Below are 23,788 nucleotides of genomic sequence, written 5' to 3'. Positions count from 1 at the left end.
AAATGGGCAAGGAAGCCACCCGCGTACGCCGCCGCGAACGCAAGAACATCGCCTCCGGCATCGCGCACGTGAATTCGTCGTTCAACAACACGACCATCACCATCACCGACGCGCAGGGCAACACCATCGCCTGGTCGTCGGCCGGCACCATGGGCTTCAAGGGCTCGCGCAAGTCGACCCCCTACGCCGCGCAGGTCGCGGCCGAAGACGTCTCCAAGAAGGCGCAGGAACACGGCATGCGCACGCTCGAGGTTGAAGTGGCCGGCCCGGGTTCGGGCCGTGAGTCGGCGCTCCGCGCGCTGCAGGCTGCGGGCTTCACCGTCACCTCGATCCGCGACGTGACCACCATCCCGCACAATGGCTGCCGTCCGCGCAAGCGTCGGCGTGTTTGATCTGTAAGTCGCGGGCGGCCTCTGGCCGCCTTGCGATGGTTTTTGGAATTGACCGCGCGGACTGATCCGCGATCTCCAACGCCGGGTTCGGCCATTCGATTTGGCCCTGTGACCGGCAAATGGGTGAAACAGTGACGATCCAGAAAAATTGGCAAGAACTCATTCGACCGAACAAGCTGCAGGTGACGCCGGGCTCGGACGCGAGCCGGTTCGCCACCGTGGTCGCCGAGCCGCTCGAGCGTGGCTTCGGCCAGACGCTCGGTAACGCGCTGCGCCGCATCCTGTTGTCCTCGCTGCAGGGCGCGGCGGTGCAGTCGGTGCATATCGACGGCGTGCTGCACGAGTTCTCCTCGATCGCCGGTGTCCGTGAAGACGTCACCGACATCGTCCTCAACATCAAGGACATCTCGATCAAGATGCAGGGCGAAGGCCCGAAGCGCATGGTCGTGAAGAAGCAGGGCCCGGGCGCCGTCACCGCCGGCGACATCCAGACCGTCGGCGATGTCACCGTGCTCAACCCCGACCTGCAGCTCTGCACGCTGGACGACGGCGCCGAGATCCGCATGGAGTTCACGGTCACGACCGGCAAGGGCTATGTCGCCGCCGAGCGCAACCGTCCCGAGGATGCTCCGATCGGCCTGATCCCGGTCGACAGCCTGTTCTCGCCGGTCCGCAAGGTCTCCTACAAGGTCGAGAACACCCGTGAGGGCCAGATCCTCGACTACGACAAGCTGACCATGACGATCGAGACCAACGGCGCGATCACGCCGGAGGACGCGGTGGCCTATGCCGCGCGCATCCTGCAGGATCAGCTCAACGTGTTCGTCAACTTCGAAGAGCCGCGCAAGGAAGTCACGCAGGAGATCATCCCCGATCTCGCGTTCAACCCGGCGTTCCTCAAGAAGGTCGACGAGCTCGAGCTGTCGGTGCGTTCGGCAAACTGCCTGAAGAACGACAACATCGTCTACATCGGCGACCTCGTGCAGAAGTCGGAAGCGGAAATGCTCCGCACCCCGAACTTCGGCCGCAAGTCGCTGAACGAGATCAAGGAAGTGCTGGCCCAGATGGGTCTGCACCTCGGCATGGAAGTGCCGGGCTGGCCGCCGGAGAACATCGACGAGCTCGCCAAGCGCTTCGAGGATCACTACTGATCCGTTTTCACCGTCGTGGCCGGAAAACTTCCGGCCACGATTTTTTGAGGCGCGATCCCGGAAAAGTGCGCAGCGGTTTTCCGGCGAGGATCATGCCCAAACCAAGTAGCAAAAGCGCGACGTTGCGCTTTTGCGGGCGAACGCAGGATGCCCACCTGCAAAACTTGTCGCTGAACCACCGCGGCAGAATTGAAGAAGGAAGAAGTCAATGCGTCACGGCAAGGTTCATCGGAAGCTCAACCGCACCGCCGAGCACCGGCGTGCGATGTTCGCCAACATGGCGGCCGCGCTGATCAAGCACGAGCAGATCGTCACCACGCTGCCGAAGGCCAAGGAGCTGCGGCCGATCGCCGAGAAGCTCGTCACCCTCGGCAAGAAGGGCGGCCTCGCCCTGCGCCGCCAGGCGATTTCGGAGCTGCGCGACGTCGACCAGGTCAAGAAGCTGTTCGACACGCTGGCGACCCGCTACAAGGACCGCCAGGGCGGCTACACCCGCATCATCAAGGCCGGCTTCCGCTACGGCGACAACGCGGCGATGGCCGTGATCGAGTTCGTCGACCGCGACGTCGACGCCAAGGGCCAGGACTCCGGTCCGACGCAGGACAAGGAAGCCGAGGCGGCGTAAGCCTCGCTTACCGAGCCAGATTTTTGAGGACGGCGCCTTCGGGCGCCGTTTTTATTTGACGGCCGCGCTCCATCCCCGTCGTCCTGGCGAAAGCCAGGACCCATTACCCCAACTCTAAATTGTTGCGCGACGCTGGGGCTCAAATCCTTCTCATAATCACCTGCGGTGGTAATGGGTCCTGGCTTTCGCCAGGACGACGAGGTGTGTTCTATTTCGTCACGCATCGGTGAGACACAATTGCGGTGCATCGTGCCGCGCCCGATATCTCATCGACATCAATGGAGATGACAGATGAAAATCGACCTTTCCGGAAAGACTGCGCTGGTAACCGGCTCCACGGCGGGCATCGGCAACGCCATCGCCAAGGGCCTGGCCGAAACCGGCGCCGAGGTCGTGGTCAATGGCCGCGGCCAGGGCAAGGTCGATGCCGCGGTTGCCGCGATCGGGAAGGCCGTACCCGGCGCAAAGGTCCGCGGCATTGCCGCAGATGTCTCGACCGCGGCGGGCTGCAAGGCGCTGCTCGCGGCGCTGCCCGAGGTCGACATCCTCGTCAACAACGCCGGCATCTTCGAGCCGAAGCCGTTCTTCGACATTCCCGACGAGGACTGGAGCCGCTTCTTCGAGGTCAACGTGATGTCGGGCGTCCGGTTGTCGCGCGGCTACATGCAGGGCATGCTGAAGCGCAACTGGGGTCGCATCGTCTTCATCTCCTCGGAATCCGGCCTCAACATCCCCACGGAGATGATCCATTACGGCATGACCAAGACCGCGCAGCTTGCGATCGCGCGCGGGCTCGCCGAGCTGACCAAGGGCACCGCCGTCACCGTCAACTCGGTGCTGCCCGGACCGACGATGTCCGAAGGCGTCGAGACCTTCGTCAAGGATCTCGCCAAGCAGAACGGCCAGTCGGTCGAGGAGGCGGCATCCAACTTCGTCAAGCAGCACCGCCCGACCTCGCTGCTGCAGCGCTTTGCCAGCACCGAGGAGATCGCCAATCTCGTGGTCTATGTCTGCTCCAAGCAGGCATCCGCGACCAACGGCGCCGCGCTGCGCGCCGAGGGCGGCATCGTCAACACCATCGCATGAGGCCGTATGCCGGCCTATGTGATTTCCGAGGTCGAGATGCGCGACGCCGCGGCATTCGAGGCCTATCGGACGCTTGCGGCGAACACCATCGCACAATATGGCGGGCGCTACGTCGTGCGCGGCGGCGCGGCTGAAGTGGTGGAGGGCGGTCCACCACCGAACGCGATCGTCATCGTCGAATTTCCGACCATGGCGCGCCTGCGTGAATGGTACGCGTCACCGGAATACGCCGAAGCGTTGAAGCTTCGCGCAACCGCGCTGGAGCGACGCCTTCTGTTCGTCGAGGGCGTGCCGCCGATCTAGAGCTTTTCCCGTTCCGATGGAATCGGAACGGGGCTCTAGATTCTTGTTTTGACGCGTTTTCTTCACGCGAACCGGTATCCACTTCGCTCGAAAACGCTCTAGCTATCCCTTCGCGCCGTCCAGGAATTCGCTGAAGCCTGCGGGACGGTAGGGGCCGAAGCAAATCTGCTCCAGCACGCCAATTCCGGTCTGGCCGCCCTGGCGGGCGCGGACCACCTGCTGCACGTGCACATTTTCGCGGGCCAGCGGGTCGAGCGTGGCAGGATCGAACGATTCGCCGCCGATCTCGAACTCGCCCCTCCACATGCCCTGGCCCCATTGCGGATGGCCGTAGCCGAGGCCCTTCATCTGGAATTTGAGGATCGGGTCGAGCGCGATGGTCGTGGTGTGGCCGTCGATATCGACGAGGTCGATTTCGGCCGACTGCGCGAGCCGGGTGTTCGGCACGTATTTGACGCGATGCCGCGCGGTCGCCATGCGGCGATCGAGACCGTCGACCACGCCGGGGATCTCGGCCTCGCTTCGGTAGAGCGGCGCGGTGATGCCCTCGCGGACCAGCGCCTCGCCCTGCGTCCCGTCGAAGAAGATCGCGTGCGAGATGTGGTCGTCCCAGACCAGCGGCGCCCAGAGGAAGAACACGCTCGGCGGCGGCATCGGCGCGCCTCCGACGTCGCGTTCGCCGACATTGCGCACGCCCCAGGAGCGATCCTTGGTGCCGTAGCAGGTGCGATCGTCGACCTTGATCCCGCCGTCGGGGTGGCTGATGACGCCGCTCCAGCGGCCGAACTGGTCGAACCGGGTCGAATCCATCGCGCGGCGGCCGCCCGACCAAAGCGTCTGGCGCGCTTCCTGGATCGCGGCGGTGCGCGCGGAGAAGGTCAAGTCGCAGGCGAGGCCCGTCGCATTGTCGTCGAGCACGACGCGGGTCCGCAGCATCGGCTCGATGACCTCGAGCCTGAATGGACCGACCTGCATCTCGGTGCGCTCGAGCGGGGCCCGCCGCGAACCGTAAAAGCAGTGCTGCCGCCCGCCGCGTTCCACGACGCTGAAGGCACAATCGAGGATCTTGCGGTGCGGGTAGATCGCGATGCCGATGCCGAAATAATACGCGCCGTCGGCGGCGTAGCCATTGAACCAGGTCCGGTCATAGACATTGCGGTCGCTGGTCGAAGGAACCGCGATCGGCTCCGGCGTCTGGTGGATGGGGAAGTCGTCCAGTTTGTTGAGCACGCCGATCCCTTTCGCTGTCCTGACGCGCTTTCCGCACGCGAACCGCTATACGGTTCGCTCGAAAACGCCCTAGTCCTGCCAGTATGAAAAACTGTCGTGGTCCAGCGCTTGCGCGCAGGCGCCGCGGGTCATTTTCAGGAACAGCGCGTCGCCGCGCTCGGAGCGCTGCACGCTGAGGGCGGAGACCACGCCCATCATGATGCCATGCAGCGTGTAGCGCCGGTAATCCCGCCAGCAACGATCCCAGTCATAGTCCCGCACGCCGCGCCGGATCAGTTCCGAATGATAGAACCGCACAAGGTCGGCTTCATGAAGCCGCCGTTCGATCGGGTCGATGCCGGCCGAGAGGAAATAAGCGACGTCGACGATTCCTGGGCCCACTGTCAGCGTCTGCCAGTCCAGCGTCGCCATCGGATGGGTATTGCCGCGGACGTCGAACAGCATGTTGTCGAGCCGGAAATCCGCGTGCTGCAGGGTTCGCGGCGCCGATCGATCGGACTGGTAGCACAATAGCGCGTCCGGAAGCCGGTCGATCAGATCAAGGAATTCCGGCTCGATCACGCCGCGATATCGCTCCTTGTAGTGACCGATGATGCCGGGCAGCACCGCGCGAAGGTCTCTGCGCCGGCTTGCGGCCACCGCGAAGCATTGCACCGCATCGAGGCTCGGGTCGTTCCAGCGTGGTGCATGCAGCGCGGCGGCCTCACGCATCGCCGTCAGGCAGTCCGCGATCACGCATCCGGCGAGCTGATCACCCGCGCGCGCCGGCGCCAGGTCCTCCAGGATCAGGGTGAAGTCGTCGGTCGCCGGATCGATTTCGGCGAGAATCGGCCGCGGGGTGTGAATGGCGACGGTCGCCGCCAGCTCGCGATAGAACGCGACCTCGCGGACGTAAAGCGTGTGCGCGGAACCGGAGTGGCGGCTGTCGGGATCCGCTGCCGGGAATTTGCCGACCACGCTCGCGGGCGTGTTTGGCTCATCGCCGTCATAGGTCAGGTGAAATCGATAACTGTCGCCGACGAGGCCATTGCCGACCGGCTTGCACGCGAGATCGACGACCCTGACCTGGTCGATCACACCGGCTTCGCGCAGCGCCCGCGTCATCCACTCCGGATCGATCCGCGACGGATCGGCCGTGAGCAAATTCATCGGTTTCCTCCCATCCCCGTGGGCGTCACCACCGCTCCAGCCGTCTTGCGCGGTTAGATTGAGGACGGGGTGATCGTTGCGGAAATCATACAGGCGATGCCGTGGCTTTGGCAAAAGCCGCGGCGGGCCTGTGGGGATATCATGCCCGGGATATTGCCCCCCGGGCATGAGGAAGCAGACGTTAGGAGACTTACCAGCCTTCCAGCACGATCTTGCCGCGCGACTTGCCGCTTTCCAGCAAAGCGTGGGCGCGCTTGAGGTTCGCGGCGTTGATGGTACCAAAGGTCTGGTCGAGCGTGGTGCGCAGCACGCCCTTGTCGATCAGGTCGGCGACATCGTTGAGCAGATGATGCTGCGCGATCATGTCAGGCGTCTGGAACGAGGAACGCGTGAACATCGATTCCCAGTGCACCGACACCGCCTTGCCCTTGAACGCGGCGACGTTGAACTCCGGCGGATCGTCGATCAGGCCGAACTTGCCCTGCGGCGCGATGAAGTCGGCGATCGACTTGTAGTGCTGGTCGGTGAAGGTGAGGCTGGCGACGAGGCCGACCGGCGGCAGCTTGAGCTTCTCGATCTGCTCCTTCATCGGCTGCGAATGGTCGATCACCGCATGGGCGCCGAGATCGCGGCACCACTTTTGCGACTCCGGCCGCGTTGCGGTCGCGACCACGGTCAGCCCGGTGAGTCGGCGCGCAAGCTGGATCAGGATCGAGCCGACACCGCCGGCGCCGCCGGTGATCAGCAGCGTGCGCGGATCGAGGCTCTTGCCCGGCACCGCACCGAGCCGGTCGAACAGCAGTTCCCACGCGGTGATTGAGGTCAGGGGCAGGGCGGCGGCCTGCGCGAAGGACAGCGACGCCGGCTTGTTGCCGACGATGCGCTCGTCGACCAGGTGAAATTCCGAATTGGTGCCCTGGCGCAGGATCGAGCCCGCGTAGAACACATCGTCGCCGGGCTTGAAGAGCGAGACGTCGGGCCCGACCGCGTCGACCACGCCGGCCGCGTCGAAGCCGAGGATCTTGTAGCCGCCGTCGGTCGGCGCCGCGCGCTTGCGCACCTTGTAGTCGACCGGATTGGCCGAGATGGCCTTCACCGCGACGCGGACGTCGCGCCCCTTCGGCTCGGGCTTGGCGATCTCGAAATCGACGAGCGAATCCGCCGCCTCGATCGGCAGCGATTTTTGGTATCCGACGGCCTTCATGCCTGGTCTCCGTGGTGGGCGATTGCCTGCCGTCTTACCTGTCGCGCTGGCGTCCTTTTGGCAAGTACTGTAAAAACAGGGAACTAGTCCCTGTTTGTATACTGTTGGGAAATATCCGATGAAACGGCAGAATTTTGCGCGCCGGCCGGGCTGCGCGGTCGAGGCGGCGCTGGACCTGATCGACGGCAAATGGAAGGGCGTGATCCTGTACCACTTGCAGGCCGGCACCCAGCGGTTCGGCGAGCTGCGGAAGCGGATGCCCGGTATCACCCAGCGCATGCTGACCAAGCAGCTGCGCGCGCTCGAGGACGATGGCCTCGTGATCCGCAAGGTCTATGCCGAAGTGCCGCCGCGGGTCGAATACACGCTTTCCGAACTCGGCGAGAGCCTGCGCCCGGTGATCGATATTTTGAAGGCCTGGGGCGAGGGCCATCAGGAGCGGCTGTCCTGCGCGCCGGCGCCGGAGGTCGTTGTGAAGAAGGCGAAGCGCGCGGCCTAGGGCTGAGGTGCAGTTGAACTGGTCGTGCGGCAAACTCCGCTGCACCTCTCCCGCTTGCGGGGTCGAGACAAGCGGAGCTTGCTCTTAGGTCGCATCGCATCTTATGCGATGCGGGTGGGGGCTCTTTCCACAATGTGACTCGTGGAGAGAGCCGCCACTCCAACCTTTCCCCCGCAAGCGCAGGGCTATCGCATATGCCCCTTGGCGACCGCGCAGTGCTTGGCCTCGTTGTTCGAGACGCGCCGCAAGCGGCGCTCCTCACCATGAGGGTCTACTATTGTGCCGCAAAACAAGACCTCATCCTGAGGAGCCCGCCGAAGGCGGGCGTCTCGAAGGATGGCCACGAGGACACCGCCACGAAATGCGATAGCCCTCCCCCGCAAGCAGGAGAGGGAACGCAGTTTCGATGCCGCTACGGCTCGATCATTTCACGCATTCCAGAGCAACAAAAACGGCCGGAGCAATGCCCCGGCCGTTTGCTTGTCGACGCCAGATCAGATCGGCTCAGAACGCAACCTGCGTACGCAGCGCGACCGCGTCGAACTTCGAACCGACGTCCGCAGTCGAAGTCGCCGAGGCCTGCTTGGCGATATCGCCGTGCAGGTAGTTCAGCATGAAGCGGACGTTGTTGTTGACGTACCAGTTCAGCGCGGCGGTGTAGACGGTCTGCCGTCCGCCCGCGATGCCGACCGCCTGCGCGATCTGATCGTTGAGGTCCATTGTGCTGACGCGGCCGGCGATTTCCCAGGCGCCCCAGCCGCCGCCGGCGAGCGAGAACGGATCATGCGGCTTGATACCGCCGTAGGAGGCCGTCGCCGGATTGTAGGCGTGGTTCTCGCCGGTCAGCACGTAGCCGACCTGCGCGTAACCGCCGTCGAACTTCAGGCTCGGCGCGCCGAACGGCGGCAGTCCGGTGTTCGCGGAGCGATCGACATTGAACCAGTAATATTCGCCCTGCGCGATGAACGGGCCATAGGTCGCTGCCGCCTCGACGCCGTAGACCTGCGCGCCGGAGACGTTGGCGATCGCACCGGTCGAGATCAGCGTCGTCGGATCGATGCGCAGCTCGGGCCGGTCGCTGAGCGTGAGCGTCTGCGCCTGCGTGAGCTGGTTGCGCGGCGGCTGCACCAGCCATTCCGCATCGGCGCCGATATGCACCGAATAGTTCTTGCCGCTGATCGGATTGCCGGCGACGCGAATGACCCCGCCATACTGCTCGGATGTGCCGGCCGGCGAGGCCGAGGACGCGGAGTGGATGGCGCCCGACGTCGGTCCGGTGACATAGCCGCCGATCCAGAACTGGTCGTTCCACCAGCGGGTGCCGGCGGCCGAACGGAAGTCACCGGCGGCGATGTTCTGTGCGATGATGCCGACCGAGGCGCGCTCCATGAACAGGATGTCGTTGGAGCTGGTCGCTTCGTCGAGTGTCCACGGCACGTCCATGATGCCGCCTTCGATCGCCATCTTGCCGCCGAACGGCTTGAAGCCGGTGTAGCTCAGATACGCGTTCTCGATGCCCGAGGTTCCGCCGCCGGGCAGCGATCCCGGCGCCGCGCCGCCGAAGCCGTCGGACGAGCCGCCGAAATCGTAGATCAGCGAGTAATTCCAGTCGCCGAAGAATTTGCCGACGATGCCGATGCGCGCGCGGCGGACGTTCTCACCGCTGTCGAGCTTCTGCGGCGAGGTGCCTGCGGTGTTCGGACGATAGTCGTAGCCGCCGACATCCCAGTGCACGCGGCTCGTGATCGCAACGCAGTTCTGTTCGTCCGCGGTGCAGATCGTCGGCCGGTTGTTCGGCATCGTCACCACGACGCCGGACGGCGCGACCGGGCCCTTCACCGGGATCGCGGCGTTGGCGCTCGCCACCCGCGCGGCCCTGGCGTCCGCCGCCTTCGCATTGGCGTTTGCGCTGGCCGCGGTTGCGGTATTGGCGTTGGTCTGCTTCTGCAGTCTGTCGAGCTTCTGCTCGAGCATCTTCAGCTGCTGCTTCAGCAGCGCGATCTCCGCATCGCTGCCGCCTCCGGCCGATTGTGAATAGGCCGGCGAGGCGGCGAGCGCCCCTGCCAGGCCGATGGCGATTGCACCAACTTTTGTCGCACCCATTGTGCACCCCTGTTGTGTTTGAAGTCCCCACTCACTGAACGGTCCTAGGAGCGTATCGTGACTGACGCACGACACTGCTTCCGGGCATCGCAGTTCCGCTTGTGATCCGCAGGCAACAAGCGGAGCGGCGCAGTGAGATGACAGCCATCATAGAAGCTTGGCGGCGCGCTTCAACGCGGTGGCCACGGGTTGTGCACCGGTCCGGCGGGGGGCCAGTTATCCGGCCCGGCGCCCTTCAATTGCCCGGCGAACACGCCTATATTCCGGCGTTTCCACGAGAGGTGAGAATGCTCCGACCCGTCCGTTTTGCTGCCGTATCCGCTCTCTGCACGTTGGCCTTCATGGGGAATCTTTCCGCTGCCGCGGCCCAGGAGCGCCGCGTGCCGTCCTCGCAGGCCGAGCTGCAATTGTCCTATGCGCCGATCGTGCAGCGGGTGCAGCCGGCGGTGGTCAATGTCTACGCCGCCAAGACCGTGCAGAACCGCAATCCATTCCTGGACGATCCGATTTTTCGCCGGTTCTTCGGCGTGCCGGGACAGCAGCCCGAGCAGATGCAGCGCTCGCTCGGCTCCGGCGTGATGGTCGACGGCTCCGGGCTTGTGGTCACAAACAATCACGTGATCGAGGGCGCCGACCAGGTGAAGGTCTCGCTCGCCGACAAGCGCGAATACGAGGCGGAGATCGTGCTGAAGGACAGCCGCACCGACCTTGCGGTGCTGCGGCTGAAGAACACCAACAAGGAAAAATTCGCAACGCTCGACTTTGCCAATTCCGACCAGCTGCTGGTCGGTGACGTCGTGCTGGCGATCGGCAATCCGTTCGGCGTCGGCCAGACCGTGACGCACGGCATCATCTCGGCTCTGGCACGCACTCAAGTCGGGATCACGGATTATCAATTCTTCATTCAAACCGACGCGGCGATCAATCCCGGCAATTCGGGCGGCGCGCTGGTCGACATGACCGGCCGGCTCGCCGGCATCAACACCGCGATCTTCTCCCGCTCCGGCGGCTCGCAGGGCATCGGCTTTGCGATTCCCGCCAACATGGTGCGGGTGGTAGTGGCCTCCGCCAAGAGCGGCGGCAAGGCGGTGAAGCGGCCATGGCTCGGCGCGCGGCTGCAGGCGGTCACGCCTGAGATCGCGGAGACGCTGGGACTGAAGCTGCCGTCTGGCGCGCTGGTCGCCAATGTCGCGCCAAACAGCCCGGCGGCGAAGGCCGGGCTCAAGCTCTCCGACCTGATCGTGGGGATCGACGGCACGCCGATCGACGATCCCAACGCGTTCGACTACCGCTTCGCGACCCGTCCGCTCGGCGGCAACGCGGAGATCGAGGTGCAGCGCGCCGGCAAGCCGGTGAAGCTCACCGTGCCGCTGGAGACCGCGCCCGATACCAACCGCGACGAGATCGTGCTGACCGCGCGCTCGCCGTTCCAGGGCGCCAGGGTCGCCAATATCTCGCCGGCGCTGGCCGATGAGCTGCATCTCGACGCCGGCGCCGAAGGCGTCGTGGTCACCGAGCTCGCCGATGACGGCACCGCTGCCAATGTCGGCTTCCAGAAGGGCGACATCATCCTCGCGGTCAACAACGAGAAGATTGCGCGGACCAGCGACCTCGAGAAGGCCTCGAAGACCGGGTCGCGGGTCTGGCGCATCACGCTGGTGCGCGGCGGCCAGCAGATCAACGTGACGCTCGGCGGATGAGGCCCCAGGGATGAGCTCCAAGGATGAGCGCTAAGCAACCGCGGGGGGCCAGCAACCTGTTCGCTGCGGCGGGGATGGAGCAGGACGCGCCGCACCCGCTGCCGGATCGGCTGCGGCCGCGCACGCTGGCCGATGTCGTCGGCCAGGATCACATCCTCGGCCCCGACGGCGCGCTGACGCGGATGCTGGAGACGCGCACGCTGGGCTCGCTGGTGTTCTGGGGACCGCCCGGCACCGGCAAGACCACCGTGGCGCGGCTTCTGGCCGATGCCACCGAGCTGCATTTCGAGCAGATCTCCGCGGTGTTCTCCGGCGTCGCCGATCTCAAGAAGGTGTTCGATGCCGCACGTGCCCGCCGCGAGACCGGCAAGGGCACGCTGCTGTTCGTCGACGAGGTGCATCGCTTCAACCGTGCGCAGCAGGATTCCTTCCTGCCCGTGATGGAGGACGGCACGGTGGTTCTGGTCGGCGCCACCACGGAGAATCCGTCCTTCGAGCTCAATGCGGCGCTTTTGTCGCGCGCCCGCGTGCTGGTGTTTCACTCGCTCGATACGGCGGCGATCGAGAAGCTGTTTGCCAATGCCGAGAAGATCGAGGGCAAGCAGCTGCCGCTCGATGCGGAAGCCCGCGCCGTGCTGGTGCGGATGGCCGATGGTGACGGCCGCGCCTCGCTGACATTGGCCGAAGAGGTCTGGCGCGCCGCCCGCAAGGGCGAGGTGTTCAACGCCGAGCAGTTGCAGGCCATCCTGCAACGCCGTGCCCCGATCTACGACAAGTCGGCCGACGGTCACTACAATCTGATCTCGGCGCTGCACAAGTCGGTGCGCGGCTCCGATCCGGATGCGGCACTGTATTATCTCGCACGTATGCTCGATGCCGGCGAGGACCCGCTGTTCCTGGCGCGGCGCGTGGTGCGCATGGCGGTCGAGGACATCGGCCTTGCCGATCCGCAGGCGCTGGCGGTCTGCAACGCCGCCAAGGATGCCTACGACTTCCTCGGCTCGCCGGAGGGTGAGCTCGCGATCGCGCAGGCCGTGGTCTATCTCGCCACCGCACCGAAATCGAACGCGGTCTACACCGCGTTTGGCGCCGCGATGCAGACCGCAAAGCAGGGCGGCTCGCTGCTGCCGCCAAAACACATCCTGAATTCTCCGACCAAGCTGATGAAGTCGGAGGGCTACGGCTCCGGCTATCAGTACGATCACGACACGCCGGACGCATTCTCCGGCCAGGACTATTTCCCGGAAGCGCTGGGCCGCCAGACCTTCTACGATCCGCCCGATCGCGGCTTCGAGCGCGAGATCCGCAAGCGCCTGGACTATTGGGCGCGGCTGCGCAAGGAGCGCGGCGGGAGCTAGCACTACTTTGGCAGAATCTGTTTGCGCCGGTGTTTTTCAAGGATTTGTTTTCGGCAGTATGGACACCGTTGAGACGGTGGCCGAAGGATGAGATCGACGATGGCGTGACGCACGGCGGGCATGGTTGGCTGAGGCGGAGGCCCGTTGATTCTTTTTTTTCCGCCCCGCGTATGCGAGGCGGCGATGTTGCAGGAAGGCGTAGGCAATCATTGTCATCAGGGCGTGGCGATGAAGACCCTGCCATGATCGCCCTTCGAAGTGATCAAGTCCAAGCTCCTCCTTCAACTGCTGATGCGCCTGCTCACAAACCCATCTTGCCTTGATAGTGGCGGCCAGTGTGCGCAGATCCGTCGCCGCAGGGAGATTGGCGAGATAGTATTTCTTCTCCCCCGAGGCTCGTTGCTCGCCAATGAGCCAGGCCTCGTCGCCTGGGAGATGCTGCTGACCCTTGTCCCAAATCCGCTGCGGAGGGCCGTCGGCGGTGCGGACACGGAGAGCAGCAAATCGGGCTTTCAGCCGACCTTTCGTCCCGCTGCGCCAACTCACGGTTTTCCATTTGGCGCTGGCCAGCATGTGTTCTGCCGCAATCGATAAGATATCTGGTACGTGGTGCTTTCGTGGTTTCCCGCGGACTTTGGTAATCGGCCAAATGAGCTTCACATTGACCGGATACACCTTGAGATGCCGAGGGATGCCGACGGCCCAGGCCAGCCCGCGTGCCGTTAGCCCTTGTCGAAACGGCGCGCTGAGCCCGTATCCTGCATCCGCCAGCACACATCCAAAGCGCACGTTGGCTGCCATCGCGCGGTCAATCTCGGCCAAAGCAATTTCCGGCTTGGACCGTGCCGTTCGGTGTTCGACCGGCACGCGAGCGCGCTTTAGACGAGACAGGTCGCTCGTCCAACTGTCGGGTAGAAAAAGACGCAACGCGACCATCACCGGCACTTCACCTCGCGCAAGCGTCAAAGACACCAGCGTTTGGCAATTTGCCGTTTTGCCGAGAGCCGATGCATATTGAGCTGCAACACCAACCGAACGTTCACCCTTCTTCGGGATCGCGGTGTCATCAATAACCAGCACCGCATCGTTGCCGCCGACAAGCCGGTCGGCCTGGTTGAGCAACTCAGATTCCAGCGCTGACGCGTCCCAGACACCATCGGCAATGAAATGGTGCAGCTGATCGTAGTTGCCGGTTGCGAGGCGTTCTGCCATCGGCTGAATGCTCTTGCGATCGCCAGGACCGATCAATCCCGCAACGTACAGGGGACACATCCGCTGCCGCGTCTTATGACCCAACCGGTCCAAGAACGGCATCAGCCAGCGTTCGAGTTCGTCTTCCCATTCCGCCATGGTCAGCCCTCCAAGAGCCGACCACCCATGAATCATTGAAAAATTGATTCGGGAATCCTAATAAAAAGCCGAAATCCAACAATCTGCCAAAGTAGTGCTAGGCCGCGTACCTATAAACTAACCGCGTGAATCGATCTCCGCTTGTCCCCCAAGAAAGGCGCGAAAGCGGACGTTGTCGGACCTCCGAGAAGGGCCAGAAGCTGCCCTTGCTCTAGAACTTTCCTTTGCGACGGCCGATCATATCGGCGAGGACCAGTTGCACCTAGACGCCTTCATGGTCTGTCAAAGACGGATAAAATGTTCGAACGTAGGCGGTAATCTCTTCTCCGACCTCGTGGGTGCGGCGACTATCGTCCCCAAATGCGACATCCTCAAATCGCTTTAATAGATCGGTGTTGGTTGCAACCTCCGCAGCAAGCGGAGCGAGTTCTTCCAAGCTCCTCGTAACTACGCCACGCAGCTGCAAGCGGTTGCCGTGGCTCACTGCTTCCTGATCGGGAACTCCGGCCATCTCCCGCCGAAACCGTAGTCCTTCGTCGGTCCAACGGTCAAACCGAGCATTCACAGTCTCCATTAATCCGAAGTCAGCGAGGACTTCGAGAGCACGCTCGCCCGCACTTTCGGACATGCTGTCAACCTGGTCGCCATACCTGGTAAGATGCCGACTTACCATCTTGACGAGTGCGATCAGGAGCTTCTGCTCGCTGTCAGTCATGACCTTCCTCATCGTAGCTTCGCGGGGAACCGTCGGCATACACAGGTCGCAGTTGCGTAGCTAGAAAAGTCGCGGCTCTCGGAACGCGGTCCTCAACCCATGTGCAGTCACACGGATAGTCGCTACGGTTCATCAGCCACAAGTGCTCTGGCCATACCCGATCAATCAACATGATTGGGCAACCGCTCTTATGTGTCACGAGGTTTCCGGGTTTAAGGCGCATGATGTGAGCTTATTGGCGTCGTACCAACCCAATGTTTCTTTTGGGCTGGAAACTGTCGGACGCAGTTAGGTGATTGGCAACCATAAGGGCCCGCTTCGGGTCAAAACTGACTTCAATCGGCGCCGGCCTTAGGTCTGCTTAGGGCCAAAAAGCGGAAGGCAAATAGGGTTCATCAGTAGCGATCTATTAACAAAGCGAGCGCTACTTGAGCGTGCACGAACTCTGATGCGCTCGTCATCGTCGTTGGAAAGCCGCGCGTTGGCAATTGCAACGGAGATGCCAGCATGGACTATGTACCGCCCCCGCCTCCCGAGCGGTCATTTGGAGCCGGATGTGGCTTCCTCCTTCTGGTTATAGTGATCGTGGTGATTTGGCTTGCGGCGGAGATCGGTCCGCTTCTGACCAAGCGAGGCTGGAGTTGACGAAAAGTTCGCTTCGGGTCATGAACGACAAAACTCAAGGTAAGCATAATAGGTCCGCTTTCGGTGAATTGCGACCAGTTGAGCCTGACAGCCAAGCCATTGACAGGCTCGCCGCCAACTACCTTGCATTTGCTCAACTCGCGTCAATCCGGTTGTGGCAGCGTTTAATGAGTCCGCGTCCTCGACGAGAGGCTGCGGCCGCGAATAACGCGCGTTCCCGTTTCCCGCCCGCTAGCGTGGGAGCGTCAGCTGCAGAAGCCCGCAAATGTGCACGGCCTTGGGCGAGGGACGCTTGTGCAACTTCGGAATATTAGAAATGTATCTCTGAGTTGCCCGACGTGTCAAGTTGCTTGATCGAACGCCGGCCGGCGCCGGCTACTTTGCATGGGGTTGTTTTCGATATTTTGGCAGCGCCCGCTGCGACGGCCCATAACTTCATAGTGCTCTAGCGCGTCACTTGACGCTTTTCACGAACTCCAGGACCTCGTTGGTCAGCCGCGTGTCCGGCGTGTCGATCGCATAGACCTCCGACATATGGCTGTGCTGCGGCAGCATGAAGCTGCGGGCGCAGCCGCTCGGCCGCTTGCAGCTGGCCTGCTTCATGAGCTCGAACTGCTCGACGAAGCGCGGCGGATCGAGCTCGGCCGCGGTGATCAGGAACGGGATCGGGCTCGCGAGCAGGCCTTGCAGCGAGGAGCGTTCGGCATAGCGCGAGGGGTCGGAGCCGTAATAGGCGAGCTCGGCGTCGCCGGCCGGCGAAGCCGTCAGATCATAGATGCCCGACACCATGATCGCGCCGGCAAGCCCGCCGCCCTTCACCTTGTGGAATTCGCCATGGGAGACATAGCTCGCGACGTGGATCGCGCCGGCCGATTGGCCCATCAGGAAGATGCGCCTGGGCTCGCCGCCGCGGGAGGCGATGTTTTCCGAAACCCACTGCACGATCGCGCCCATGCCTGCCGGCCACGGAAAGGCCGGCGCCAGGCGGTAGGTGGCGTTGACGCCGACGAAGCCGTTCTTCACCGCCCACAGCATGATGTTGTCGTAGAACGGGCTGCCGGGGGCGCGCTTGTTGCCGGCAATGAGGCCGCCGCCATGTATGTAGATCAGCACTGGCCGTGCCGGCGCCGCCGTCTCCGGCGTGAACACGTCGAGCAGATGCCGGTCGGCGGGGCCGTATTTGACGTCGCGCTCGACCTTGACGCCCTGATAGGGCTCCTTCTGTTGCAGCGACGCGTAGAGCGCGGCGGTCTTGGGCGGGTCGATGACGCGGCCAAGTTCCAGGAGCTTCCAGGCCAGATCTTCCGGCATCGCGGCTTCGGGCATCGGGCTTTGCTGGGCGAGCGCAGGGTCCGTGAGCATCAGGGTCGCCGCCAAAGCCGATATCGCCAGTCTCATTCCAGGGCCCCCGTCGATTGCGTATACGGCCGAACATGGCCGATGCTGCACCGGATTCACACCGATTTCGCCGTGACGATTCGCGGCATTTGCGCTAGGCACAATGCAGGTCTGGAGCCGAAAAATCACCATGAGCCGTCGCATCAAGAGAACCACATCGCCCGGCGACCGCGCCAAAGGGCGCGACAAGGGCCGCGACCGGGACCGCGCCGGCGATCGTGGCAAGGATCGTGGCAAGAGCGGATCGGCACAGCGCAGCCGCAAGCCGGACGATCGCAAATCCGGTGAGCGCAAATCCGGTGAGCGCAAGTCCGGCGACCGTCCGTTCGCGCACGCGGCCGGAAAGCCGCCGCGCTTTGCCGAGCCGCGCCGCGACCGGCAGGAGCGGGCCGAGCCCGCCATGTCGAAGACCGCCGCGGCCGAGCAGCCATTGCCGACCAAGGTTCAGACCGTTGTCGTCACCGCCGACGAGAACGGCATGCGCGTCGACCGTTTCCTCGAGGCGCGGTTTCCGGGCCTCTCGTTCTCCCATATCCAGCGCATCGTCCGGAAGGGCGAGCTCAGGGTCAACGGCAAGCGCGCCGATTCCAAGGACCGGCTCGAGGAGGGGCAGAGCGTGCGGATTCCGCCGCTGCGGCTCGACACGCCGAAGACGGCCGGCGCGCTCTCCGAGGCCGAGGCGAAGACGCTGCAGGCGCTGAAGGACATGACGCTCTACGAAGACGACGACGTGCTGGTGCTGAACAAGCCGGCCGGTCTCGCCGTGCAGGGCGGCTCCGGCATGACGCGCCATGTCGACCAGATGCTCGAGGCGATGCGCGACGCCAAGGGGCAGAAGCCGCGGCTGGTGCATCGGCTCGACCGCGAGACCTCGGGCTGCCTCTTGGTTGCCAAGACGCGTTTCGCCGCCACCCATCTCACCGGCGCATTCCGCCATCGCTCCGCGCGCAAGATCTACTGGGCGCTGGTCGCCGGCGTGCCGAAGCCGAAGCAGGGCCGCATCTCGACCTATCTCGCCAAGGAGGAGAGCGAGGAGGATAGCATCATGCGGATCGCCGAGCATGGTGACGAGGGCGCGAGCCACGCGGTGACCTATTATGCCGTGGTCGAGACCTCGGCGACCAAGCTCGCCTGGGTGTCGCTCAAGCCAGTGACCGGCCGCACCCATCAATTGCGCGCCCACATGGCGCACATCGATCACGCGATCGTCGGTGACCCGAAATACTTCAACAAGGAGAACTGGCAGCTGCCCGGCGGCCTGCAGAACCGGCTGCATCTGCTCGCCCGCCGTATCGTGATTCCGCACCCGAGGGGCGGCGTGATCGATGCCACCGCGCCGCTGCCGCCGCACATGCTGCAATCCTGGAATCTGCTCGGGCTCGAGGCCGACCGGTTCGACCCGATCGAGAACGCGCCCGAGGAGTGACGGTCGGGCGCCGTTATCCGGCGCGGACAGCAAGAACGATCAAACGGCTCCGCGCTTTGCGGCTATCTTCGCGCGCCGGCCTCTGCCGGCCTGCAACGGAGACTCTCCATGATCGGCACCTGGCTGCGCGTCACGCTTTTCCTGATTGGCTCGGCTGTCGCCTCGGTGACGGCACAGGCCGAGACCGTCGTGCTCCGCGGCGGCACGCTCTACGCATCGGCCGATGCGGAAGCGCTGCCGGATGCGGTGATCGTGATGACCGACGGTGTCATCAGCGCGGTCGGCAAGTCCGGCGACATCCAGGCGCCGCCGGATGCCCGCGTGATCGATTGCAGCGGCAAGACCATCGTCGCCGGCTTCTGGAACAGCCATGTCCATTTCACGCAGAATGTCTGGCGCAACTCAGGCGCAGCGCCGGCCGCGGCGCTGACGCAGCACATGCAGGAGATGCTGACGCGCTGGGGTTTTACGACGGTCTGGGATCTCGGCTCCGATCCCAGGGACACACTGCCGCTGCGCAAGCGCATCGTTGCAGGCGAAGTCGCCGGCCCCAACATCCTGTTTGCCGGCAACATCTTCCCGAAGGGTGGGCACCCCGTCTACATCCCGCGTGAGGTGCAGCTTCCGGAAGTCGCAACGCCCGAGGAGGCCACAAAATGGGCGCGCGACTGGCTGGCGATGGGTGAGGACGGCATCAAGCTGTTCACCGGCGCCTTCATGGGCGACAAGCCCGTCGTCAACATGGACCCGGCGATTGCGAAAGCAGCCGTCGATGTGGCGCACGCGCAGGGCAGGCCGGTGTTCGCGCATCCGCAGAACAAGGTCGGCGTCGAAACGGTGATCGAGTCCGGCGTCGACGTGCTCGCGCACACCACACCCGGCGAACCCAGCTACACTGGGGATCAGCTGGCGCGGTTCAAGGCGCAGGGGACTGCGCTCGTTCCCACACTGTCGCTGTTCACCACCGTGGTGCTCGATCCGAACGTCACCAACCGTCTGGTGGCTTCGACCGTCAACCAGCTCAAGCAGTTTTCGGAGAATGGCGGCACGGTGCTGTTCGGCACCGATGTCGGCTTCACCACGCTGTACGACACCACGCAGGAGTTTCAGCTGATGCACCGCGTGTTGTCGGAGCGGCAGGTGCTGGCCTCGCTGACGACCAATCCGGCGCGGTTCTTCAAGGCCGCGAGGAAGGGACGGGTGGAGCAGGGCTTCGACGCCGATCTCGTGGTGCTCGACGGCGATCCGCTCGGCGACGTCGGCAATCTCGCGAAAGTGAGCACCACCATCCGCGCCGGTCACGTGATCTACCAGAAGCCGTGACGAGGGCGGGGAACTCGCACATCAAGCGAAGCGTTGACGTGCGCCGCAATCACTTGAACCTGTGCCGTTGCGTCACGAGATATGGCTGATGACGCGATCCTTGATTGTTGCCTGCACCTTGCTCTGGGCCATCGGCGCGGCGAGCGCCGTTGCGCAAATCCCTCCGCCAGGCCGCTCGATGTGGGCCCCGCCGGTGCCCCAGCCTCCGCCGCCGCCGCGGATCGAGGTGCCGGCCATCCCGAGGATGGATGCACCGACGCAGCCGAGCCTGCGTTCGCGGCCGCGCAGCTCGTTCGGCGACCGCGTCAGCCGGTGCCTCGACGAGGCCGCCGCCGCCGGCCTGAACCAGGCCGAGCGTGCCGCCTATTCGCGATCCTGCGCCAACCACCGGGATTAGGGCAGGGCGTGGTCTGCTAGACAGGCCTTGCACGGAATTGTGGTCACGCCGGTGCGAGCTCGAACGGACAAGCGGCATCGGCCGGCGGAGGCGCGGCGATCTGGTTCAAGGCCGTCCAACGCGCGAATCCGTTTGGCTATCCAAACGGCCCACTTTGATTGCGTCTCATGATCTTGAGCGTGAGCAGGGCCGCTCCGAGCATAAGAAGCAGGACACCGACGACAATTGTGCTTGTCGATTCGAATGTCACGCCGACTGCTGTCAGCAAGCAGCCAACAACGATAGCGATGAGCCCACCCAGCTTCTTTACCAGCAGAAGCTGTCCGTCGCTTGCGCGCGCCACCATGATCAACCTCACTCTGCAAGTGATGCGGTCATTCCACCATCGCCGCGGGCCGGTGTTGCTTGGACAAGCGGCGGGCTCACATCCGCACAGGATGATCGTACTCTCGCGGGCCCACGATGGAAATCGCTCGTTGCTGATGACTTCTTTTTTGATTCAATTGCGTCGCGGGCGATTGGACAATCTTGCTTACCTAGCCGCGGCATGGATCAATCGAGTGTCGCATCGCGCAGCGGAGCTGCAATTCCGCGACATGCAATGCGATCAGCGCATTTGTCGTAAAGTGGTCTGGACCAACGCAAGCATTGCAAAGGCTGTGGGGGCGGATCGTTGACTCCGTAGTTTTTTGGGAGCCTACTTCTGGTTGCCGACTAGAAGACCTGAAGCAATAAGGTCGAAATCCGGAAGGAGTGCCAATGTGGCCGCCTTCGATCGCGGAACAAGCGGAGCGGCCCTACATCTCGACTGGGCACTTGCCCAAGCCCGAGATGGTGCAGGAGCTCGTGTCTCAAGCGCATCTGCGCTTCAAGTCGAACAGCGAAGGGACCAATTCGCAGGTTTATCCGGCCCTGGCCAGGGTGCCGAGTGAACTGTTCGGCGTCTGCGTGGCCGGTACCAGCGGGCGCGTCTACGGCGCCGGCGATATCGAATACGAATTCTCGATCATGAGTGTATCGAAGCCATTCGTATTCGCATTGGTGTGCGAGGCCATCGGCCCTGAAGAGGCTCGCGCAAGACTGGGCGCGAATGCGACCGGGCTGCCGTTCAATTCGCTGGCGGCGATCGAGCATGGCGCCGGGCGCACCAACCCGATGGTGAACGCAGGCGCGATCGCGACCACAAGCCTCGTGCCGGGTTCGAGCGCGGAAGAGCAGTGGCGGTTCATCCATGACGGCCTCTCGCGCTTCGCGGGCCGCAAGCTTTCGCTCAACGAGGAAGTCTACGCATCGGCATCCAAGACCAATTTTCGCAACCGAAGCATCGCGCGGCTGCTGGAGAGCTATGACCGGATCTACTGCGACGCCAGGCAGGCGACCGATCTCTACACCCGGCAGTGTTCGCTGAATGTGAGCGCCAGGGATCTGGCCGTGATGGGTGCGACGCTGGCCGATGGTGGCGTGAATCCGGTGACCCAGCAGCGGGTGGTCGATGCGGCCGTGTGCCACTATGCATTGGCCGTCATGGTCACGGCCGGACTGTATGAGACGTCGGGCGACTGGCTGTACGACATCGGTCTGCCCGGCAAAAGCGGCATCGGTGGCGGCATCGTCGCGGTGTCTCCGGGAAAAGGTGGATTTGGCACTTTCGGGCCGCCACTGGATGCGGCCGGCAACAGCGTGCGGGGGCAGCTCGCCGCGAAGTTCCTGTCGCAAAGACTGGGCATGGATCTGTTCGTGTCCCAACCGGACGAGTGAAACCAGATGCTGTGAGGATCGGTGGAGCTGTCGCTCGATCGATCGCAACACCGGGCAGGTTGGAGGACGCGATGGCAACGCAAGCGATCTCGATCGGCGACATTCAACAGGAAGAGCGCGCATCATGGGTGCCCATGATCGCGATTGCGGTCGGCCAGATGATCATGTCGTTCAACGTCGCGTCGTTGCCGGTCGCGATGGGGGGAATGGTGGCCAGCTTCGGCGTGCCGCCGACCACGGTCGCGACCGGAATCGTGGCCTACTCGATGCTTGTCGCCGGGTTCGTGATGCTTGGCGCCAAGCTCGCCCAGAGGTTCGGGGCGGTGCAGGTATTTCGCGGTGCCGTCGTGCTTTTCCTGATAGCGCAGATCGCGATGACGTTCAGCCCCACGGCCTCCGTCATGATTTCCGCTCAGGCGCTTTGCGGCGCTGCGGGCGCGGTGATCGTGCCCTCGCTCGTCGCGCTGATTGCCGAGAATTATGCTGGACGCCAGCAGGCGACCGCCCTTGGTGCGCTGGGCTCGGCAAGGGCCGCCGCCGGCGTGCTGGCATTTGTCGTCGGTGGGTTGCTCGGCACCTATATCGGCTGGCGCCCGGCATTTGCAATTCTCATCGTCGCCTCGGCGATCGCGTTCGCTCTGAGTTTCCGCCTGCGGCCGGACCGCGGTCGCGCGGATGTCCAGATCGATCTGATCGGAGTCGCTCTCGCAGCGAGCGCAATCATTTTCATCAGCTTCGGATTCAATAATCTGAACGGTTGGGGAGTGATCCTGGCGACCCCCAACGCGCCGTTTGACTTGCTCGGCGTCTCGCCGGCGCCGATCCTGATCGTGCTCGGCATCGTGCTCGGGCAGGGATTCCTGATGTGGACGCATCGGCAGCAGGCCGCGGGGAAGACGCCCCTGCTGGCGTTGGAGGTGCTCGACTCGCCGGAGGAGCGGTGTGCGGTCTACGCGCTATTCGCGGTCGTGGCGCTCGAGGCCGCGCTGAACTTCACGGTGCCGCTCTACATCCAGATCGTGCAGGGACGTTCACCAATCGCGACGGCGATCGCGATGATGCCGTTCAATCTGACCGTCTTTCTCTCGGCGATGCTGATCGTCAATCTCTACGACAAACTGACGCCCCGCCAGATCGGACGCTTTGGCTTCGGCCTCTGCACCGTTGCGTTGCTGTGGCTCGCCTTCGTCGTGCGCAATGACTGGAGCGAGATTCCCGTTCTCCTTGGCCTTGTGCTGTTCGGCATTGGCCAGGGCTCGCTGGTGACACTGCTGTTCAACGTTCTGGTCACGGCTTCGCCCAAGGCGTTGGCGGGGGATGTCGGGTCTTTGCGCGGAACCACGCAGAATCTGGCGGCTGCCGTTGGCACCGCGGTGGCCGGAGCTCTGCTGGTCGGTCTTTTGAGCACGATCGCGCTCGGCAGGATCGCGGCCAGTCCGGTGCTGACCAAGGAGCTTCAGAGCCAGGTTGACCTCGGCAACATCACCTTCGTCAGCAATGACCGGCTGCGCAGTGTGCTCGAAGGCACGAGCGGTACGCCGCAGCAGGTCGAGGAAGCCGTCCGGGTCAACACCGAAGCGCGTCTGCGCGCTTTGAAGATCGGATTGTTGATCATGGCCGGCCTCGCACTTCTTGCGGTCATTCCGGCGGGGCGGTTGCCGAATTACCGGCCGGGCGAAATACCGGACGACGGAGGAGCGACCGGCGAGCGATCGGCCTGATCGGGATGTTGGCCGCCGCTGGAGAAGGTCTCTGCAACAGCAACGAGGTGCCAGATATGGATGAGCTCGATCGTCGCATCGTGCTCCGGAGAATGCTCGGCGGCGTCGCAGCCGCTGGTCTCGGAACCGGATTGCTGACGCAGGCGGCCAGGGCGCTGCCACTGGCTCCTGAAGATGCCCTCGTCGCGAAGACGGGTGATCCGGGTCGGCCGCTTCATATGGTCGTCGCCCGGCCACCACCGCGCCCGCGTCCTC

At 63.9% G+C, this 23,788-nt stretch carries 23 protein-coding genes; 14 read left to right on the top strand and 9 right to left on the bottom strand.

Going from position 1 to position 23,788, the window contains the following annotated elements; genetic code table 11:
* The first annotated feature begins 2 nt into the window (after positions 1-2).
* The 5 genes from rpsK to ACE10X_RS25750 all read left to right on the top strand — a co-directional run bounded on the left by rpsK (position 3) and on the right by ACE10X_RS25750 (position 3,557).
* Positions 3-392: a 30S ribosomal protein S11 gene (gene rpsK / locus ACE10X_RS25770; protein WP_006021048.1), complete on the top strand. Its 390-nt coding sequence runs from the start codon at positions 3-5 to the stop codon at positions 390-392.
* A 119-nt stretch (positions 393-511) separates the two neighbouring features.
* A complete protein-coding gene (locus ACE10X_RS25765; protein WP_035631062.1) occupies positions 512-1,543 on the top strand; it encodes a DNA-directed RNA polymerase subunit alpha in 1,032 nt (343 codons plus the stop codon).
* Between the two features lie 208 nt (positions 1,544-1,751).
* Positions 1,752-2,168, top strand: coding sequence for a 50S ribosomal protein L17 (rplQ, locus tag ACE10X_RS25760; protein ID WP_038383101.1), 417 nt, complete (start codon positions 1,752-1,754; stop codon positions 2,166-2,168).
* 291 nt (positions 2,169-2,459) lie between these two features.
* Positions 2,460-3,254: an SDR family NAD(P)-dependent oxidoreductase gene (locus tag ACE10X_RS25755; protein ID WP_038383100.1), complete on the top strand. Its 795-nt coding sequence runs from the start codon at positions 2,460-2,462 to the stop codon at positions 3,252-3,254.
* 6 nt (positions 3,255-3,260) lie between these two features.
* Positions 3,261-3,557: a DUF1330 domain-containing protein gene (locus ACE10X_RS25750; protein ID WP_038383099.1), complete on the top strand. Its 297-nt coding sequence runs from the start codon at positions 3,261-3,263 to the stop codon at positions 3,555-3,557.
* A 102-nt stretch (positions 3,558-3,659) separates the two neighbouring features.
* On the opposite strand, the gene ACE10X_RS25745 is transcribed toward ACE10X_RS25750, so the two are convergent.
* The 3 genes from ACE10X_RS25745 to ACE10X_RS25735 form a co-directional block, all read right to left on the bottom strand.
* Positions 3,660-4,787, bottom strand: coding sequence for a hypothetical protein (locus ACE10X_RS25745; protein WP_375763039.1), 1,128 nt, complete (start codon positions 4,785-4,787; stop codon positions 3,660-3,662).
* Positions 4,788-4,856: 69 nt separating this feature from the next.
* Entirely contained in the window at positions 4,857-5,936 is a 1,080-nt protein-coding gene (locus ACE10X_RS25740) for a phosphotransferase (protein WP_038383097.1), read from the bottom strand.
* A gap of 190 nt (positions 5,937-6,126) precedes the next feature.
* On the bottom strand, positions 6,127-7,140 hold the full coding sequence (locus tag ACE10X_RS25735) for a zinc-binding alcohol dehydrogenase family protein (RefSeq protein ID WP_375763038.1): 1,014 nt from the start codon (positions 7,138-7,140) through the stop codon (positions 6,127-6,129).
* A 118-nt stretch (positions 7,141-7,258) separates the two neighbouring features.
* Between ACE10X_RS25735 and ACE10X_RS25730 the strand changes: the two genes are divergently transcribed.
* Positions 7,259-7,639 (top strand): helix-turn-helix domain-containing protein, encoded by a 381-nt coding sequence (locus ACE10X_RS25730; protein ID WP_038383095.1) that lies wholly within the window; start codon positions 7,259-7,261, stop codon positions 7,637-7,639.
* Between the two features lie 504 nt (positions 7,640-8,143).
* Here ACE10X_RS25730 and ACE10X_RS25725 read toward each other — a convergent pair.
* On the bottom strand, positions 8,144-9,742 hold the full coding sequence (locus ACE10X_RS25725) for an OprO/OprP family phosphate-selective porin (protein WP_304557807.1): 1,599 nt from the start codon (positions 9,740-9,742) through the stop codon (positions 8,144-8,146).
* Positions 9,743-10,083: 341 nt separating this feature from the next.
* Between ACE10X_RS25725 and ACE10X_RS25720 the strand changes: the two genes are divergently transcribed.
* Together ACE10X_RS25720 and ACE10X_RS25715 are read left to right on the top strand one after the other, a co-directional pair.
* On the top strand, positions 10,084-11,442 hold the full coding sequence (locus ACE10X_RS25720) for a DegQ family serine endoprotease (RefSeq protein WP_085970519.1): 1,359 nt from the start codon (positions 10,084-10,086) through the stop codon (positions 11,440-11,442).
* A gap of 23 nt (positions 11,443-11,465) precedes the next feature.
* Complete coding sequence (locus ACE10X_RS25715; RefSeq protein ID WP_375763037.1) at positions 11,466-12,800, top strand: replication-associated recombination protein A; 1,335 nt, start codon at positions 11,466-11,468, stop codon at positions 12,798-12,800.
* Between the two features lie 36 nt (positions 12,801-12,836).
* Here ACE10X_RS25715 and ACE10X_RS25710 read toward each other — a convergent pair whose 3' ends face one another.
* The 3 genes from ACE10X_RS25710 to ACE10X_RS25700 all read right to left on the bottom strand — a co-directional run bounded on the left by ACE10X_RS25710 (position 12,837) and on the right by ACE10X_RS25700 (position 16,872).
* Positions 12,837-14,186: an IS701 family transposase gene (locus tag ACE10X_RS25710; RefSeq protein WP_304556539.1), complete on the bottom strand. Its 1,350-nt coding sequence runs from the start codon at positions 14,184-14,186 to the stop codon at positions 12,837-12,839.
* A 226-nt stretch (positions 14,187-14,412) separates the two neighbouring features.
* Positions 14,413-14,865 (bottom strand): hypothetical protein, encoded by a 453-nt coding sequence (locus ACE10X_RS25705; RefSeq protein ID WP_157788184.1) that lies wholly within the window; start codon positions 14,863-14,865, stop codon positions 14,413-14,415.
* A 1,098-nt stretch (positions 14,866-15,963) separates the two neighbouring features.
* On the bottom strand, positions 15,964-16,872 hold the full coding sequence (locus ACE10X_RS25700) for an alpha/beta hydrolase (RefSeq protein ID WP_244436069.1): 909 nt from the start codon (positions 16,870-16,872) through the stop codon (positions 15,964-15,966).
* 166 nt (positions 16,873-17,038) lie between these two features.
* Here ACE10X_RS25700 and ACE10X_RS25695 point away from each other — a divergent pair, with 166 nt between their 5' ends.
* The 3 genes from ACE10X_RS25695 (at position 17,039) to ACE10X_RS25685 (ending at position 20,054) form a co-directional block, all read left to right on the top strand.
* Positions 17,039-18,334, top strand: coding sequence for an RluA family pseudouridine synthase (locus ACE10X_RS25695; RefSeq protein ID WP_304557808.1), 1,296 nt, complete (start codon positions 17,039-17,041; stop codon positions 18,332-18,334).
* Between the two features lie 108 nt (positions 18,335-18,442).
* Entirely contained in the window at positions 18,443-19,657 is a 1,215-nt protein-coding gene (locus ACE10X_RS25690; protein ID WP_051003357.1) for an amidohydrolase family protein, read from the top strand.
* Positions 19,658-19,745: 88 nt separating this feature from the next.
* Complete coding sequence (locus tag ACE10X_RS25685) at positions 19,746-20,054, top strand: hypothetical protein (RefSeq protein ID WP_038388529.1); 309 nt, start codon at positions 19,746-19,748, stop codon at positions 20,052-20,054.
* Positions 20,055-20,190: 136 nt separating this feature from the next.
* On the opposite strand, the gene ACE10X_RS25680 is transcribed toward ACE10X_RS25685, so the two are convergent.
* Positions 20,191-20,400 carry a hypothetical protein gene (locus ACE10X_RS25680; protein ID WP_038388525.1) on the bottom strand — a complete coding sequence of 70 codons (210 nt, stop codon included), beginning with the start codon at positions 20,398-20,400 and terminating at the stop codon, positions 20,191-20,193.
* Here ACE10X_RS25680 and ACE10X_RS25675 point away from each other — a divergent pair.
* The 3 genes from ACE10X_RS25675 to ACE10X_RS25665 all read left to right on the top strand — a co-directional run bounded on the left by ACE10X_RS25675 (position 20,399) and on the right by ACE10X_RS25665 (position 23,533).
* Positions 20,399-20,731 carry a hypothetical protein gene (locus tag ACE10X_RS25675; RefSeq protein ID WP_375763036.1) on the top strand — a complete coding sequence of 111 codons (333 nt, stop codon included), beginning with the start codon at positions 20,399-20,401 and terminating at the stop codon, positions 20,729-20,731. The two genes, ACE10X_RS25680 and ACE10X_RS25675, sit on opposite strands and share 2 nt — an antisense overlap.
* Positions 20,732-20,813: 82 nt before the next feature.
* The gene (glsA, locus tag ACE10X_RS25670; protein WP_375763035.1) at positions 20,814-21,812 is read left to right on the top strand and encodes a glutaminase A; all 999 of its coding nucleotides are present in this window, start codon (positions 20,814-20,816) and stop codon (positions 21,810-21,812) included.
* Between the two features lie 71 nt (positions 21,813-21,883).
* A complete protein-coding gene (locus ACE10X_RS25665) occupies positions 21,884-23,533 on the top strand; it encodes an MFS transporter (protein ID WP_193375462.1) in 1,650 nt (549 codons plus the stop codon).
* Here ACE10X_RS25665 and ACE10X_RS25660 read toward each other — a convergent pair.
* Complete coding sequence (locus ACE10X_RS25660; RefSeq protein WP_038388524.1) at positions 23,476-23,751, bottom strand: hypothetical protein; 276 nt, start codon at positions 23,749-23,751, stop codon at positions 23,476-23,478. The two genes, ACE10X_RS25665 and ACE10X_RS25660, sit on opposite strands and share 58 nt — an antisense overlap.
* Positions 23,752-23,788: the final 37 nt, after the last annotated feature.

Origin of the sequence: Bradyrhizobium sp. Pha-3 (genome assembly GCF_042258325.1) — a bacterium.
Classification (GTDB): domain Bacteria; phylum Pseudomonadota; class Alphaproteobacteria; order Rhizobiales; family Xanthobacteraceae; genus Bradyrhizobium; species Bradyrhizobium elkanii.
This window is presented reverse-complemented; position numbering and strand designations above follow the sequence as displayed.

What these genes read in the sequence shown, in the direction of transcription:
- ACE10X_RS25700 (WP_244436069.1), bottom strand. Translation starts at nt 16,872, where the DNA reads ATGCTCACGGACCCTGCGCTCGCCCAGCAAAGCCCGATGCCCGAAGCC.
- ACE10X_RS25710 (WP_304556539.1), bottom strand. Translation starts at nt 14,186, where the DNA reads ATGATTCATGGGTGGTCGGCTCTTGGAGGGCTGACCATGGCGGAATGG.
- ACE10X_RS25765 (WP_035631062.1), top strand. Translation starts at nt 512, where the DNA reads ATGGGTGAAACAGTGACGATCCAGAAAAATTGGCAAGAACTCATTCGA.
- ACE10X_RS25750 (WP_038383099.1), top strand. Translation starts at nt 3,261, where the DNA reads ATGCCGGCCTATGTGATTTCCGAGGTCGAGATGCGCGACGCCGCGGCA.
- ACE10X_RS25730 (WP_038383095.1), top strand. Translation starts at nt 7,259, where the DNA reads ATGAAACGGCAGAATTTTGCGCGCCGGCCGGGCTGCGCGGTCGAGGCG.
- ACE10X_RS25715 (WP_375763037.1), top strand. Translation starts at nt 11,466, where the DNA reads ATGAGCGCTAAGCAACCGCGGGGGGCCAGCAACCTGTTCGCTGCGGCG.
- ACE10X_RS25735 (WP_375763038.1), bottom strand. Translation starts at nt 7,140, where the DNA reads ATGAAGGCCGTCGGATACCAAAAATCGCTGCCGATCGAGGCGGCGGAT.
- ACE10X_RS25740 (WP_038383097.1), bottom strand. Translation starts at nt 5,936, where the DNA reads ATGAATTTGCTCACGGCCGATCCGTCGCGGATCGATCCGGAGTGGATG.
- rplQ (WP_038383101.1), top strand. Translation starts at nt 1,752, where the DNA reads ATGCGTCACGGCAAGGTTCATCGGAAGCTCAACCGCACCGCCGAGCAC.
- rpsK (WP_006021048.1), top strand. Translation starts at nt 3, where the DNA reads ATGGGCAAGGAAGCCACCCGCGTACGCCGCCGCGAACGCAAGAACATC.
- ACE10X_RS25660 (WP_038388524.1), bottom strand. Translation starts at nt 23,751, where the DNA reads ATGAAGCGGCCGACCCGGATCACCCGTCTTCGCGACGAGGGCATCTTC.
- glsA (WP_375763035.1), top strand. Translation starts at nt 20,814, where the DNA reads ATGTGGCCGCCTTCGATCGCGGAACAAGCGGAGCGGCCCTACATCTCG.
- ACE10X_RS25690 (WP_051003357.1), top strand. Translation starts at nt 18,443, where the DNA reads ATGATCGGCACCTGGCTGCGCGTCACGCTTTTCCTGATTGGCTCGGCT.
- ACE10X_RS25705 (WP_157788184.1), bottom strand. Translation starts at nt 14,865, where the DNA reads ATGACTGACAGCGAGCAGAAGCTCCTGATCGCACTCGTCAAGATGGTA.
- ACE10X_RS25725 (WP_304557807.1), bottom strand. Translation starts at nt 9,742, where the DNA reads ATGGGTGCGACAAAAGTTGGTGCAATCGCCATCGGCCTGGCAGGGGCG.
- ACE10X_RS25685 (WP_038388529.1), top strand. Translation starts at nt 19,746, where the DNA reads ATGACGCGATCCTTGATTGTTGCCTGCACCTTGCTCTGGGCCATCGGC.
- ACE10X_RS25755 (WP_038383100.1), top strand. Translation starts at nt 2,460, where the DNA reads ATGAAAATCGACCTTTCCGGAAAGACTGCGCTGGTAACCGGCTCCACG.
- ACE10X_RS25720 (WP_085970519.1), top strand. Translation starts at nt 10,084, where the DNA reads ATGGGGAATCTTTCCGCTGCCGCGGCCCAGGAGCGCCGCGTGCCGTCC.
- ACE10X_RS25695 (WP_304557808.1), top strand. Translation starts at nt 17,039, where the DNA reads ATGAGCCGTCGCATCAAGAGAACCACATCGCCCGGCGACCGCGCCAAA.
- ACE10X_RS25665 (WP_193375462.1), top strand. Translation starts at nt 21,884, where the DNA reads ATGGCAACGCAAGCGATCTCGATCGGCGACATTCAACAGGAAGAGCGC.
- ACE10X_RS25675 (WP_375763036.1), top strand. Translation starts at nt 20,399, where the DNA reads ATGATCAACCTCACTCTGCAAGTGATGCGGTCATTCCACCATCGCCGC.
- ACE10X_RS25680 (WP_038388525.1), bottom strand. Translation starts at nt 20,400, where the DNA reads ATGGTGGCGCGCGCAAGCGACGGACAGCTTCTGCTGGTAAAGAAGCTG.